This is a genomic window from Tianweitania populi, assembly GCF_014652875.1.
Taxonomy (GTDB): Bacteria; Pseudomonadota; Alphaproteobacteria; order Rhizobiales; family Rhizobiaceae; genus Tianweitania; species Tianweitania populi.
In genome coordinates, this window is record NZ_BMZQ01000002.1 from 958,085 (window position 1) to 972,500 (window position 14,416).

14 protein-coding genes, 1 tRNA gene and 1 pseudogene (1 of these 16 only partly in view) are annotated in these 14,416 nt (G+C 60.9%); 7 read left to right on the forward strand and 9 right to left on the reverse strand.

Translation table 11 applies throughout. The features are described from left to right. Positions 1-57 precede the first annotated feature (57 nt). Complete coding sequence (gene rpmA / locus IE166_RS13910; RefSeq protein WP_189504794.1) at positions 58-327, reverse strand: 50S ribosomal protein L27; 270 nt, start codon at positions 325-327, stop codon at positions 58-60. A 109-nt stretch (positions 328-436) separates the two neighbouring features. Continuing rightward, positions 437-751 carry a 50S ribosomal protein L21 gene (rplU, locus tag IE166_RS13915; RefSeq protein ID WP_189504796.1) on the reverse strand — a complete coding sequence of 105 codons (315 nt, stop codon included), beginning with the start codon at positions 749-751 and terminating at the stop codon, positions 437-439. Positions 752-1,049: 298 nt separating this feature from the next. Here rplU and IE166_RS13920 point away from each other — a divergent pair. Further along, a tRNA-Ser gene (locus IE166_RS13920) sits at positions 1,050-1,139 on the forward strand. Positions 1,140-1,234: 95 nt separating this feature from the next. On the opposite strand, the gene IE166_RS13925 is transcribed toward IE166_RS13920, so the two are convergent. From IE166_RS13925 to IE166_RS13955, 7 genes are all read right to left on the reverse strand, one after another. Beyond that, complete coding sequence (locus IE166_RS13925; protein WP_189504798.1) at positions 1,235-1,933, reverse strand: ABC transporter ATP-binding protein; 699 nt, start codon at positions 1,931-1,933, stop codon at positions 1,235-1,237. Beyond that, positions 1,933-2,688, reverse strand: coding sequence for an ABC transporter ATP-binding protein (locus IE166_RS13930; protein WP_189504799.1), 756 nt, complete (start codon positions 2,686-2,688; stop codon positions 1,933-1,935). Before IE166_RS13930 ends, IE166_RS13925 begins: the two co-directional genes overlap by 1 nt. Continuing rightward, positions 2,681-3,697, reverse strand: a complete 1,017-nt coding sequence (locus IE166_RS13935; protein ID WP_189504800.1) for a branched-chain amino acid ABC transporter permease — start codon at positions 3,695-3,697, stop codon at positions 2,681-2,683. The genes IE166_RS13930 and IE166_RS13935 overlap by 8 nt, the downstream gene beginning before the upstream one ends. Then, positions 3,694-4,620 carry a branched-chain amino acid ABC transporter permease gene (locus IE166_RS13940; RefSeq protein ID WP_189505988.1) on the reverse strand — a complete coding sequence of 309 codons (927 nt, stop codon included), beginning with the start codon at positions 4,618-4,620 and terminating at the stop codon, positions 3,694-3,696. Before IE166_RS13940 ends, IE166_RS13935 begins: the two co-directional genes overlap by 4 nt. Positions 4,621-4,737: 117 nt before the next feature. Continuing rightward, a complete protein-coding gene (locus IE166_RS13945) occupies positions 4,738-5,919 on the reverse strand; it encodes an ABC transporter substrate-binding protein (protein WP_189504802.1) in 1,182 nt (393 codons plus the stop codon). A gap of 82 nt (positions 5,920-6,001) precedes the next feature. Continuing rightward, positions 6,002-6,448 (reverse strand): cupin domain-containing protein, encoded by a 447-nt coding sequence (locus IE166_RS13950; RefSeq protein ID WP_189504804.1) that lies wholly within the window; start codon positions 6,446-6,448, stop codon positions 6,002-6,004. A 26-nt stretch (positions 6,449-6,474) separates the two neighbouring features. After that, positions 6,475-7,719 carry a flavin-dependent oxidoreductase gene (locus tag IE166_RS13955; RefSeq protein WP_189504806.1) on the reverse strand — a complete coding sequence of 415 codons (1,245 nt, stop codon included), beginning with the start codon at positions 7,717-7,719 and terminating at the stop codon, positions 6,475-6,477. Between the two features lie 209 nt (positions 7,720-7,928). Here IE166_RS13955 and IE166_RS13960 point away from each other — a divergent pair, with 209 nt between their 5' ends. The 6 genes and pseudogenes from IE166_RS13960 to IE166_RS13980 all read left to right on the forward strand — a co-directional run. After that, entirely contained in the window at positions 7,929-8,897 is a 969-nt protein-coding gene (locus IE166_RS13960; protein WP_244641470.1) for an AraC family transcriptional regulator, read from the forward strand. Positions 8,898-9,006: 109 nt separating this feature from the next. After that, entirely contained in the window at positions 9,007-9,309 is a 303-nt protein-coding gene (locus IE166_RS13965; protein WP_189504808.1) for an alkylphosphonate utilization protein, read from the forward strand. A gap of 224 nt (positions 9,310-9,533) precedes the next feature. Further along, positions 9,534-11,879: a diguanylate cyclase domain-containing protein gene (locus tag IE166_RS13970; RefSeq protein ID WP_189504810.1), complete on the forward strand. Its 2,346-nt coding sequence runs from the start codon at positions 9,534-9,536 to the stop codon at positions 11,877-11,879. A 307-nt stretch (positions 11,880-12,186) separates the two neighbouring features. Continuing rightward, positions 12,187-12,330 (forward strand): annotated as a pseudogene (locus IE166_RS20955) (DUF4118 domain-containing protein); the annotation flags it as partial. A 6-nt stretch (positions 12,331-12,336) separates the two neighbouring features. Beyond that, positions 12,337-13,101 (forward strand): sensor histidine kinase, encoded by a 765-nt coding sequence (locus IE166_RS13975; RefSeq protein ID WP_385966149.1) that lies wholly within the window; start codon positions 12,337-12,339, stop codon positions 13,099-13,101. 233 nt (positions 13,102-13,334) lie between these two features. Next, positions 13,335-14,416: the 5' portion of a sensor domain-containing phosphodiesterase gene (locus tag IE166_RS13980; protein WP_189504813.1), read on the forward strand. 1,465 nt of this gene lie beyond the right edge of the window; only the first 1,082 of its 2,547 coding nucleotides appear in the window; it begins with the start codon at positions 13,335-13,337; its stop codon lies beyond the right edge, outside the window.

Sequence of the window (14,416 nt, forward strand, 5' to 3'; positions counted from 1 at the left end):
TTTTTCACCAGACACCGGACCCCGAGATGGGTGCCGGTGTTGGTGGTGCGGAACCGGCTACTCCGCGGCTTCGGCCAGTGCGTCGACCGACACGTAGGTACGGCCGTTGGCTTTCGCGCGGAACGACACGGCACCTGGAACGAGCGCAAAAAGGGTATGGTCCTTGCCCATGCCCACATTGGTGCCCGGATGCCACTTGGTGCCGCGCTGACGAATGATGATGTTGCCCGGAATGACCTGCTCGCCACCGAACTTCTTCACGCCAAGGCGCTTGGATTCCGAATCGCGACCGTTGCGCGAAGAACCGCCAGCTTTCTTATGTGCCATGGATCTACTCCTTGAATGGCGCTCTTTGTGCCTGATGACCTCTTAGGGATCAAGCGGCGCCCAAAATTGTCGTTGCGTCAATCCAAGCCGTTCAGCCTGAATCAGTTCCTCAAGCGGCCGAAATGCCGGTGATGCGAACCACCGTGTGCATCTGGCGCTGACCGCGCTTGCGGCGTGAATTCTGACGGCGGCGCTTCTTGAACGCGATGACGGTCTTGGAACGGCCGTGCTCGACGATCTCTGCGGTGACCTTGGCGCCGGAAACGAAGGGCGCGCCGAGCGTGGTGTTGTCGCCATCGCCATAAGCGAGGACTTCGCCGAACTCGATCGTGTCGCCGGGATTGCCGGTGAGGTTGCTGATGGTGACGACGTCGTCGGCAGCAACGCGGTACTGCTTACCGCCGGTCTTGATGACTGCGAACATCTTTCTTCCTTTCGGTGTTCATCCGGCTCTGAGCGGGAAACCGCCCGGCCGTCTTCTTGTCAGTCTTGTTGCTCGAATTGCGTCCGGCCTCACGGAAAGGACCACGTGTTTGGCGCAAACCAAGCACGGCACGCACGGATCGAGGATCCATGCATGATCGCGCGTCCATAAAGGAGCGGTCTCGCTGCGTCAAGGTCACAGCGAAGAGACTTCGCATCGAACATGCTTTGGGCCCTTGTGTCGGCCCGCTACTGCCTATATGGAGTGCGCCGCGCCCTTCATCGGGCGGACCAGCCGCGGAGAGGTGGCAGAGTGGTCGAATGCACCGCACTCGAAATGCGGCATGGGTGCAAGCTCATCGGGGGTTCGAATCCCCCCCTCTCCGCCATCGGCTTTTATAAGCAGTAAAAGCGCAACGCCTCTGCTGAACCTCGTCTAGTTCATCGTCTTAGCGTCACGTCAGGAGCATCAGCGTCGCTGGGCTCAAACGTGCAGGTAGCGGTTCTTGATGTCGGGGTTGTCGACGAGCCCAGCGCTGTCGCCACTCCAAACCACCCGGCCTTTTTCGATCACCACGTGGCGGTCGGCGAAGCGGGCGAGGACGTCGACATTCTTGTCGATGACGAGAATGGCCTCGCCTTCGGACTTGATGGAGCGCAGGCAGGTCCAGATTTCTTCGCGCATTAGGGGCGACAGCCCTTCAGTGGCTTCGTCGAGCACGATCAGGCGGGGGTTGGTCATCAGGGCACGGCCTACTGCCAGCATCTGCTGCTCGCCGCCTGAAAGCTGGTTGCCCATGTTGCGCCGGCGTTCTTTCAGGCGCGGAAACATGCGGTAGATGCTCTCGAGCGTCCATTTGGGCGCGCGTCGATCGGCGCGCCGCGTGGCGACGAGGTTTTCTTCCACGCTGAGCGTCGGGAAGATCTGGCGGCCTTCCGGCACAAGACCCAGGCCTTGCTGGGCGATGGCGTGAGGCGGTTTGCCGGTCATGTTGAGGCCGTCCACGAAGACCTTGCCACCCTTTGGCGGCAAGAGCCCGAAAATCGAGTTGATCGTCGTGGTCTTGCCCATGCCGTTGCGGCCCAGCAGGGTCACGACTTCGCCGGCACGAACCTCGAAATTGATGCCGAACAGGATGCGCGACTGACCATAGGCGTTCTGCAGGCCTTCCACCTTCAGCATCAGGCGATCTCCTCTTCGCCGAGATAGGCTGCGCGGACATCCGGATGCGCGCGCACGGCGGCGGGCTCGCCGGAGGCGATGACGCGGCCATAAACGAGAACGCTGACATGGTCGGCAAGCGAGAAGACGGCGTCCATGTCGTGCTCGATCAGGACCAGCGTGTGCGAGCCGCGTAAGGAGCGCATCAGATCGACGAGAACGGCGGATTCTTCATGGCCTGTGCCGGCCAGTGGCTCGTCGAGCAGCAGGAGGCGCGCGCCGGTGGCAAGGGCGATGGCGATTTCGAGCTGGCGCTTCTCGCCGTGCGACAAGGAGCCGGCGCGTCGGTGGGCCCGGTCGGCGAGCTGGACACGCGCCAAGGCGGCACTTGCCTGGGCGTTGATGTCGTCTTCCCGACTGGCGTTGCGGAAGAAGCGGAAGCTCGATCCGGAACGCGCCTGAACGGCCATGGCGACGTTTTCCAGTACGCTGAAGCCGTCGAGAATGGAGGTGATCTGGAAGGAGCGGGCGAGCCCCAGATGCACCCGGTTTTGCATGGAAAGCGGGGAAATATCCCGCCCATCGAAGAAAATCTTCCCGAAATCGCTCTTCAAATTCCCGGAAAGCTGATGGATCAGGGTGGTTTTTCCCGCTCCATTGGGACCGATCAGGGCGTGGATCTCGCCGGCCTCTACCGCGAGATCGACGTTGTCTGTGACCTTCAGGGCGCCGAAATTTTTGCGGAGACCCTCGACCTTGAGCAGGACGTCAGACATCGGAGCCTCCCCGCAAGCGCCGCGCCAATCCGCTCATGCCGTCGCGGCTGCCGAGCACCACCAGAACGAGGATGAGGCCGAGGCCGAGCTTCCAGTGTTCGGAGAAGTGGGCGAGCACGTCTTCCAGAAGGATGAAAACGGTTGCGCCGATGATCGGGCCGAGCAGCGTTCCCATGCCGCCAAGAACCACCATGACGATCAGTTCGCCGGAGCGCGCCCAGGTCATGTAGGCGGGCGACACGAACTGCACCTGGTTGGCAAGCAGGACGCCGGCAAGGGCGGCAATCATGCCGGCAATGACATAGGCGGTGAGCTGGAAGGAAAAAGGCGAAAAGCCGATCGCGCGCATGCGGGTGGGATTGTCGCGGGTGCCGCGCAGGACCCGTCCGAAGCGGGAGGCAACCAGCATGCGCATGAGCAGGAAGGCAGCCGCCAGCACGCCGAGCACGCCATAGAACAGGACGAGGTTGCTTCGCAGCAGATCGGCGCCGAAGAGGGTGGAGCGGCCTGACAAGGATATGCCGTCATCGCCGCCGAAGGCTGACAGCGACACCATGAAGAAGAACGCCATCTGGCCGAAGGCGAGCGTGATCATGATGAAGTAAACGCCGCTGGTGCGCAGCGAAAGATAGCCTGTAACAAGAGCGAAAAGGCCGGACGCAGCGAGAGCCGCCGCGATCTGCAGCAGAAGATCGTTGATGCCATAGCTCGACAGGATGCCGACGGCATAAGCGCCGATCCCGATATAGGCAGCATGGCCGAAGGACACGAGGGCGCCGTAGCCCATGATCAGGTTGAGCGAGAGGGCGGCCAGCGCGAAGATCAGCATGCGCGTGGCGACTACGAGGATGAAGCTGTCGCCTGTCGCCAGTGCGAGCAGCGGTACGGCGGCAAACAGGCCGAAAATGAGCCAGGGTGCGCTTTGCGCGAGCAAGGGCGGGCGGACGTGAGGCGCATCGATTACCGAGGAGGAGACCGGCCCTAGTGACGGTGTCGCGGCTTCGCTCATCGTGTGCCTCCTCCCATCGGAAACAGACCGGTGGGCCTGAGGTAAAGCACGGCCGCCATCAGGATATAAACCAGCATGGGCGCAAGCGTGCGGCCCATTTGTGCGGCGGCCGCAGGGTCGAGCAGGTTGCGCAGCAGCATCGGGCCGAAGGAGCGACCAAGCGTATCCACGAGGCCGACAAGGATCGCCGCAACAAAGGCGCCGCGTACCGAGCCGACGCCGCCGATGACGATCACCACGAAGGTCAGGATCAGGATCGAGTCGCCCATTCCGGGATCGACCGACAGGATGGGCGCCACCATGCCGCCGGCGAAGCCCGCAAGCATGGCGCCGAGGCCGAACACGATCATGAAGAGCCGGCGAATGTTGACGCCGAGTGCCGAAACCATCGCGCCATGGGTCGCACCCGCACGCAGCAGCATGCCGAGCCTCGTATGATTGACCATGAAATAAAGGCCGAGCGCGGTTGCGAGGCCGGCTGCGATGATGAGGATGCGGAAGGTGGGATAGCGCAGGTTGCCCATGAGCTGGATCGAACCTGAAAAGGCTTCCGGCATGGGCACACTGAGGGGAGCGGAGCCCCAGATGATCTTGACGGTCTCGTTGAGGATCAGGATCAGGCCGAAGGTCGCCAAGACCTGATCGAGGTGACTTCGATCATAAAGACGGCGGAAGACGAGCACTTCCAGCGCGATACCAATGGCCAGCGTTGCCGGGAGAGCGATCAGGATCCCATAGGCGAAGCTTCCGGTCATCGCCGCGAACGCAGCGGTGAGATAAGCGCCGATCATATAAAGCACGCCATGCGCGAGATTGATCAGGTCCATGACGCCGAAGATCAGCGTCAGTCCGGCGGCAACCAGGAACAGCAGGATGCCGAACTGGATGCCGTTGAGGGACTGAAGAAGAAACAGGTTGAGCATAGGCAAGTCCGACAATCACGACGCGGCCGACGGGTCGCGATGTCCCTCGTCGGCCTTCTCGGAAGATGCGCGAAGGGCGATAGGCAGGCCGGAACGGCCTGTATCGCCCCGACCGACTTACATCTTGCACTCGGACGCGTAGTTGTCCTTGTAGTCGTCGAAGATGGTCTCGACATAGGACGTCGCGAACTGGCCGTCCGCACGCTTGACCACTTTCGTCAGGTAGAAATCCTGGATCGGAAAGTGGTTGTCGCCTAAGGCGAACTGGCCGCGCGGCGAGGTGAATTCGGCAGTCTTCATGGCCTGACGCAGCGCGTCCTTGTCCTCGAGATTGCCGCCGGTCTTCTTCAGCGCCGCATCGATCAGCATGGCGGCATCATAGGCCTGAACGGCATAGGTCGCCGGCACGCGCTTGTATTTTGCCTCATAGGCGGTCGTGAAAGCCCTGGCTTCCGGCGTATCGAGGTCCGGTGCCCAGTTCGATCCGGCCATGAAGCCGAGCGCCGCGTCCTGCTGTGCCGGGAGGGTGGTTTCGTCCACCGTAAAGGCGGACAGGAACGGGGTCGCTTCGAGGCCGGCCTGGCGGTACTGCTTGACGAAGTTCACGCCCATGCCGCCGGGAAGAAAGGCATAAACAGCGTCCGGTGCATCGGCCGCGATCTGGGCGAGTTCAGCCGAAAAATCGAGCTGGCCGAGCGGAACATACAGCTCCTGTGCAGCCTCGCCCTTGTAGGAATGCTTGAAGCCAGCCAGCGCGTCCTTGCCGGCCTGGTAGTTCGGCGCAATGAGGACGACGCGCTTGTAGCCCTGCGTTTCCGCATATTTGCCGGACACCTCGTGCATCTGGTCGTTCTGGTAGGATGTCACGAACAGGTTGGCGTTGCAGTCCTTGCCGGCGAGGTTCGACGTGCCGGCGTTGGTGCTGATGAGGAAGGCGCCGGAAGCCGTCACGGGCTTTACGATTGCATTGAGCACGTTGGAGAAGATCGGTCCGACCACGAAGTCGACCTGATCGCGTTCCACCAGCTGCTGTGCCTTGCTAACGCCGATATCGGGCTTCTGCTCGTCGTCCTGGATAATGATTTCGGCATCGAGCCCGCCGAACTTGTTGCCGAGCTTCTCGGCCGCAAGCAGGAAGGCGTCGCGCGATTGTTCCCCAAGAAGCGCGGACGGCCCGCTCAGCGTATAGATTAGGCCGATCTTGACCTTCTTGTCTTGCGCCTTGTCCTGGGCATGGGCTGCGCCGGTCAGCGCGGTTGCAGTCAGCAGCGCGAGCGCCAGCTTGGTCATCTTGCTCATCGTTCCACCTCTAAAAGCTTATCATTGTTATGGCCGTGCATCCGGATGACTGCGCTCCCACACGCAGTTGCCGGACGGTTCCTTATTCACTCGGCGGAGGCAGGAACTGAACCTCGTGTGCCGATGCTATGCGAACAACATCTTGCGGGTCACCGACATTGTTGATCTTCGTGAATAGGTCCCACAGTTTCGCGGATGGCGATACCCAAAAGATGCACTTCACGACCTGGTCGGACTTGTTGAAGATGCCATGCGCGATGTTGCGTGGCAGGCAGATCAGGTCGCCGGGTCCTGCCACCACATCCTTGCCGTCGAGGGTGAGGTCGAAGCGGCCTTCGAGCATGTAGATGAACTCGTCCTGCGTGGTGTGGATGTGCGGCGGGACGAAGGTGCCGGGAGGAAAGGTCGCGTGCCAGGACATCGAGCTGTCATAGTGATGCTTCGGCACATAGGTCTGGCCGAGAATGTTCCAGACGATCCCGTCGATGGACTTGCCGGATTGGGTAATGCCGGCTTCATGTTGGGTCATCGTGATGGTCCTTCTTGTGGTTCAGATCAGGAAGCGCGGGCCTGGTTGACCTGGCTGGTCGAGAAGCCTGCGGTTGCGGCATAGCCGCGGACGATCGCTTCGCGTTCGGCAAAGCTGATGACGCCGTCGAGGTCGGCGCATCCGTTGGGCGCGCGCCGCTCGACTTCATCGATGACGCCTTCGGGGCCGCCCTTGCGATTGAGGCGCACGATCTCGGCCGTGGCCGGCAAACGCGACGCTTGATAGGCGGCCAAGGCAGCACGGCCATGTTCGGCTTGCGCAAGGCAATCGGCCAGCATGCGCGCATCGATGATGGCCTGGCTCGCGCCATTCGAGCCGACCGGATACATCGGATGCGCGGCGTCTCCGATCAGCGCCACGCGGCCATCCGTCCACCAAGGCAGGGGATCGCGGTCGCACATTGGATATTCGAAGAATGTGTCGGTCGCCCGCACAAGGGCAGGCAGGTCGATCACGTCGACGCCAAACTTCTCGACATGCGGCATCAGCTCTTCATGCGTTCCGCGCCGGCTCCAGTCTTCGCGCTTCGGTGCAGGCGCGCCATCGACGCCGGGGCGGTAGGTCACCACCCAGTTGTTGAGGACCTTGCCCGGCAGCGTGCCCCGCGCGATCGGATAAAGAACGAGCTTATAGGTAAAGCCGCCGGCCACGATCATGGTGCGGCCATCGAGGAACGGCTCGGTTTCGGTCGCACCGCGCCACATCATGACGCCGTTCCATTTCAGCCCGGCTTCGTTCGGGAACATCTGGCGGCGGATGACGGAATGGATCCCGTCGGCGGCAATGACGACATCGCCGCTGGCGGAGGAGATTGCGCAGCCTTCGGTGAAATAAACGGTGGCCGAGCCTTCGTTTTGTTTATAGCCGGTGCAGGCCTGGCCGGTCACCACGGCATCCGAGCCGAGGCGTTCAAGAACCGCCCTATGCAGCATTGCCTGTAGATGGCCGCGGTGAATGGAGAATTGCGGCACGTCATAGCCGGCGTCGATGCCGCGCGGCTCGCGCCAGATTTCCTGGCCGTGGCGGGTCGCATAGATCAATTCGCGCGTACGGATGCCGATCTCGTCAAGCGCGGGCAGAAGTCCAAGCTCCGCCAGTTCACGGATCGCGTGCGGCAGGACGTTGATGCCGACGCCGAGTTCACGGATTTCGGGTGCGGCCTCGAAGATCTGGCAATCGAGCCCGCGTGCATGCAGCATAAGGGCCGTTGTCAGGCCACCGATGCCACCACCGACGATGATTGCTTTCATCGCTGTTCCCCTTGTTTGCGCTTAGTCTCGGCGCTGCAGCACTTCGGCTGCTTGGGGGTGATGCTACGAGGGCTTGTCCGCCTTTCTATCGTCAAAGCGCCAACCTGTCGGCAAAGCGCCAAAATCACGATCCGAGGAGTGCTGCAACGCACGGCTTGCGCAGGATGAACGCGGTGATAGTTTAATCTTCAAATAAAAAGATCAGGGACATGAAGATGACGCAAGCAGGCTGCCTATACCGGCTTTCGCCTTCGCTCGATGCTTTCCAGGCCACCATGTCGGGACTTCTGCGCCCATGCCGCATCAGCCAGAAGTCGAGCCGCACCTATCGCACCGAAGTTTCCCATGGCGGCATGCGGCCCTTCGGGCTGACAGCTATCCGCATCGGCGGCCAGGCGCGCATCGCGGTGGACGCGCATCGTGACATGACGCTGCTGCAAGTGCCGCTGCAAGGCCATTTCATTTCACGCGACCGCCGTGGCGACGGCCTGCGTTATGGCGCAGGGCTCAACGCGCAGCTGGTGGATGCGCATTCGCCGATCGACCTTGAATTCGAGCCATCCACCCGCATGCTGATCTTCAACCTGAACGACAGCCAGATCGAGTTGATCGGCGGCAAGCAGGTGGTCGAGCAGTTCACCTACAAGAACCGCGTCATCACGCTCGACAATGCCGCCGGAAAAGCCTTCTACCAGCTGGCGCAGTTCGTGATGCGTGAGATCGAAGCGGATCAGGCCACGTTCTTTAATGACGGCCTCGCCGACCGGCTTGAGGATTGTCTGCTTCTGTCACTGGCCGCGGCCCTGGAAGCATCGCCGCAGCCGGCGGCACGCTCCGGACCGGTGCCCTATTATGTCCAGCGGGCGGAGCGCTTCATGGCGGACCGGCTGCGTGATCCACTGACGTTGACCGATATCGTGCAAGCTGCCGGCACAAGTGCGCGCACGCTGCATCGGACCTTTCGCGAGGTGCGCGGCGACACGCCGCTTGGCGTGTTGAAGCGGATGCGGCTGGAACGGGTTCATGCCGAGCTTGTCGGCGGAAAATGTGCCACCGGTGACATTACCCGCATGGCGATGGGCTGGGGCTTCAATCACATGAGCCTGTTTGCCGCCGACTACCGCAAACAGTTCGGCAGGGCGCCTTCTGCAACGGTGATCGAGGCCCGCCGCTGCTGAGCTGACTGCGGTCTGGGTCAAGCGAGAAACTGTCCAAGCGGCGATTTGAACCCAAGCCTGCTTTGCTGTAGGCCACCGCATATTAGAGGTCGCAGGAACAGGAACCAATATGTCGGATCAAGATGATGCCTATGTCTATGACGAGGTGACAGGCGAGTGGCGGCCGGCTTCCGAGATGGCGGCGGCTGAGGCGAGTGCGGCCGAGGTGCGCGATGCTTCAGGCAATCTTCTGGCCGACGGCGACTCGGTTGTTCTGGTGAAAGATCTCAAGGTTAAAGGTGCCGGGCAGACGCTGAAGCAGGGCACGCTGATCAAGTCGATCCGGCTGACCGACAATCCCGAGGAGATCGATTGCCGGCATGATGCGATTAAGGGCCTCGTGCTGCGCACGGAGTTTGTGCGCAAGCGCTGAGGCGCATTGGGGAGCGGCCCCTTCAGCGAGGGTGGCCCAGTTCTCACGCATAAGTGTGACGCGCCGTTATCCATATGGCAGCAGCGATGGAGCCTCGCTGTATGTCAGAAATTCCCTGTTAGGGACTCCCTGTCAGTGATGGCGCAAGACGGGAACGTGCGCCTTGCTTGCCGCCATGCTCCCTGGCGCAAACCACGTGTTGAGCACTTTGCCTGCCTATGTTCTTGACCAGACATCTCCGCTATTGGCTCTTCATAGCAACTCTGCTTCTGGGGTTCTGCGGTGCGTCGGCCTTGATGCTCACGGAACTGCGCCGCGACAGCTGGACGATTGCAAACACCGGCGCGCGCAATCTGCTGACAGTTCTTTCGCAGGATATCGAAAGCAATATCGGCTCTTATGATCGTGTTCTGCTGAGCGTCGTCACCAAGCTCGAAGATCCCGCTTTCTTGAGCCTCGAGCCGAGACTGCAGCAGTCCTTCGTGTTCGGCGCCACGCTGATCAAGCCCTATTTCACCAGCCTTCTGGTTCTGGACAAGGACGGCAACGTCATCCGCGATGCCGGCGGCGTGCCGCCGCGCGTCGATAATTTCTCGGACCGCTCTTATTTCCAGGCGCATGCGAACGACAAGTCGGTCGGCCTTTTCATCAGCACGCCGTTTCAAAGGCGTCTGACAGGCAATGACGAAGTGCTTGGCCTCAGCCGCCGGATCAACGCACCCGACGGGACTTTTGCCGGCGTGGTGGTCGGTACGTTGCGGCTGCAATATTTCCGCGACCTGTTTGAACAGGCCGAGCTAAAGTCGCACGACTCCATCAACCTGTTTTCGCAAACCGGCACGCTGCTGATGCGCAGCCCTTATCTGGAAGATCAGATCGGGCGCGATCTGTCCGCAACGCCCAATGTGCGCCGCTTCATCGCGTCGTCGTCCGGCAGCTTTTCCGGCGTTGCGGCGGTGGACGGCGTCACGCGCGTTTATAATTTCGTTCGGATCGGCAATCTTCCGCTGATCGTCAATATAGCGCTGTCACATGACGACATCTTCGAGGCTTGGCGTACGCAAGCCTTGTGGATCGGCAGCGTGCTTACGCTTCTTTGCGCCATGACGATGATGCTTGCCTTCGTGGTGCGGCGTGAATTCGTCAAGCGCGCGCTAGCCGAAGCGGTCACCCGGCAAAGCGAGGCGCAATATCGGCTGTTGGCGGAAAACGCCACCGACCTGATCATACGGCTCGATGGCGACCTCGTGCGGCGCTATGTGTCGCCGGCATCCCACGCGATGCTCGGCCTCGATCCCTCGGAAATGGTGGGGCATCGTACCCGTGGGATCATCCATCCCGATGATTGGCCGACCGTCGAGCAGATGGTTGCCGAAGCACGCGTGACAGGAAAGCCGGCGGAAGCGATCTATCGCCTGCAGCACAAGTCCGGCGCTTATGTCTGGGTGGAAGGCCGCTACAGTTTTGTTGCGGATGACGAAGGCTTCATTGTCGTTCTGCGCGATATTTCCACCCGCAAGTCAGCTGAGCTGAAGCTGGCGGCCGCACATGCCGAGCTGGCAAAGCGGGCGAATACGGATGGTTTGACCGGGCTCGCCAACCGCCGCCGCTTCGACGAGGCGTTCGAGGCCGAACATGCCAAGGCCGTGGATCAGTCCAAATCGCTGTCGCTTCTCCTCATCGACGTCGACCGCTTCAAGCTGTTCAACGACACTTATGGCCATCAGGCCGGCGACGAATGTCTGCGCCGTGTCGCCAAGGCGATCGAAGCCTGTATCCGGCCGAGCGATCTTTGCGCGCGCTATGGCGGCGAGGAAATTGTGGTGCTTTTGCCCGGCAGTGACGATGCTGCCGCCTACAGGGTCGGCGAACGCATCCGCATGGCTGTCGAGAGCCTCGACATCCCGCATATGGAAAACGCGTCCGCGGGCAAGCGGGTGACGATCTCCATCGGTTGCGCGACGCAGGAACCGGGATCGGACGAGCCCGCTTTGGCGCTGATCGCGCAGGCGGATCGCCGCCTCTACGAGGCCAAGCGAACCGGCCGCAATCGTGTTCTATCGGCGTTCTCCATGCCGACGGCCTCCGAGCCGCCGAAATTGGAAAACGAACCCGTCCGCCTTGAGGCCGTCGAAACCTTTCTAAGCTCCGCACAGGAAAAAGGGTCCAGCAGTCTGGATCTGATTGCGCGAAGTGCGGCCGAGCTTCTGGATGCACCGATCGGCTTCGTGTCGCTTGTCGGGAAAGACGAGCTGACGCTGATCGGGCGTCATGGCCTTGGCATCAGCACGGTGCCGCGCGACATTGCTTATTGCTCGCACACTATTGCGGGCAGCGAGCCCATGGTGGTTTACGACGCGCTTTCCGACACGCGCTTCAAGGAAAACCCGCTTGCCCAAGGTGATGAAGGGCTGCGCTTTTATGCCGGTGCGCCTTTGGTTGATCCCGAAACGGGAGAGACCGTCGGGGCCGTTTGCGTTTCCGATTACAAGCCGCGTGACAACGTGACGGCATCCGAGCGGGACATCCTCAAGGATCTGTCCAAGCTCGTCATCGACGAGCTGCGATAAACGAGCGAGGCGCCGCTTAAATAGCGCCGACGAAGCGCCGGGCTTCGACCAGCCAATAAAGCTTGTAGAACCCCTAAAGCGCAGCTATGCGGGAACTGACTTAAACGCGATCCGGCCGCTTATTTCAGGTATTGCTGAATAGAGTTTGCCGAATACTGCTTCTTAGCAGTGACGCAATTCGAGGGTTCCGGGATCGATGTCTGTTTTCGGCGTGGCGGAAAGGCTGCGTTCTTCTCCTGCCCAGGCCTGGACCCTGAGTTTCGTGGCCTTCGCCGTCTCGCTTGCCGCACGCTTCTTGTTCGACGACATGCTGCCGGCCGGTTTTCCGTATCTGACCTTTTTTCCGGCCGTCATTTTGACAGCCTTCTTTGCGGGCTTGTGGCCGGGGATCGTCTGCGCCGTGTTGTGCGGGCTGTCGGCCTGGTACTGGTTCATTCCGCCTTTCAATAGTTTTCACGTGAATCATCAAAGCTTCATCGCCTTGCTGTTTTACGCCTGCATCGTGTCGGTCGACATCCTGCTCATTCAGTTGATGCACGGCGCGACAGAAGGTTTGCGAGCCGAGCGAGCCGTGACCCGCGAACTGTATGACCAGCAGCGCGAGATGGTGGCCCAGCTGAAGGACCGCGAAGAGCGGCAGCAGGTGCTGCAGAACGAGCTGTCGCACCGGATGAAGAACACGCTTGCCATGGTTCAGGCCGTGGTCGGGCAGAGCCTGCGTCATGCACCGGATCTGAAAACCGCTTCGGACACGGTGTCGGCGCGCATTCTGGCACTCGGCCGCTCGCAAGACATGCTGACGCAAAGCAATTGGCAGAGCGCGGATATCCGCTCCATCATCGAAGCGTCGCTCGTTCCGCATGTGGACCATCCCGGACGCTTCCAGGTGGATGGCGATCCGATCGATCTCAACGCCACCCAAAGCATGGGCTTGGCCTTGATGCTGCATGAGCTTGCCACGAATGCCGCCAAATATGGCGCGCTGAGCACCGACTCCGGCACCGTGGGGATTGCCTGGAAACGGCGCGAGGAGCGCCACTTCGAGCTTACCTGGAGCGAAAGCGGCGGTCCGGTTGTTGTTACGCCGACGCGCCGCGGCTTCGGCTCACGCCTGATCGAGCGCGTTGTGCCTGGTTATTTCCAGGGAACAACCTCGGTGGACTACAGACCGGAAGGTCTGCAGGCAACGCTGACCGGCGTGGTGGAATCGCAGACGACCTGATCTGCACGCACATGCATTGCTTCATGCGCGTGCATGTCATTGCTTCAGTTCAAGTGGCAAAATTAACGTATGTTATAATTGACACCTAGTTCATGAAACGAACTTGCCAGCAACCGGAACATGGCTGCGCCATTATTTGAGTTGGCGCGGTTTATAGTACTGAAATTAACTCGAATCTCATTTTGAAAGAACTATATCCGGGATGACAGCAAGCCTGGACCCGCCGGATGCCGATGGAATTGTCTTCAAGCGACGAAGCTCTTCGCCAAGAAACCCTTCGACGCTACGACATTCTGCATACGCCGCCGGAAGGCTTTTTCGACAAGATCGTGCAGATGGCGGCTTCTGTTTTTCAGGTGCCGATCTCGCTCGTCACGCTCGTGGACGATGACACCCAATGGTTCAAAGCCAGGGTCGGGCTGGATATCTGCGGCACCGACCGCAGTGTTTCCTTTTGTGACCATGCTATCCGCCAGCCTGATGTGATGGTGGTGGACGATGCGTTGAAAGACCCGCGCTTCCGCGACAATCCGCTTGTGACCGGTGCGCCTTTCATCCGCTTCTACGCCGGCGCGCCCATCGTTGCGCCCAATGGCTCCGCCTTGGGAAGCCTGTGCATCATCGATACCAAACCGCGGCCAAGGCCGAGCGAGCAGGAACTCGACCTGCTGCAGCAAATGGCCAATCTGGTGATGCAGCAGTTAGAAACGCGTGTGCTGGAAAGCGTCAAGCGCGGCGCGATCGAACTCGCACGCACGACACCCGATGCGGTCGTGGTGATCGGCACGCAACGCGAAGTCATGTTCTGGAACAGAAGTGCCGAGCGTATTCTTGGCCGAGCGCGCGAGACGATCGTCGGGCGTTCCTTCGAGCAGATCTTTCCGGCCATCCAAGGCGAGAAGTTGCAGGCCGCCCTTGAAGGCAGCCGCGATGCGCCGTTCGAGGGCTTCGTCATTCTTCCGGATGGATCGAGCCGTGCGATCGAGTTTACTGCGGCACCCTGGAACGATCATGGCCGCCCTTATGTGGGGTTCATGATCCGCGACATCACAGACCGAAAAAAGGCCCGTGCATCCCTGGAAGCGGCTCTGGCTCTCGCGGAAGCCAGCAAGCGCGAGGTCGAAGACAGCCGGCGCTTCCTCGATGCGGTGATCGAAAACCTGCCATCAGTCGTTTTGGCCAAGGACGAAGCGTCGCGCTACATCTTGGCCAACTCCGCCGCTGAGACCTTTCTCGGCGTGCCGCGCAGCGCAATCCTCGGCAAAACGCCGGAGGAGCTGTTTCCCGCCTGGCGGGCGCAATACATCCTCGCCGA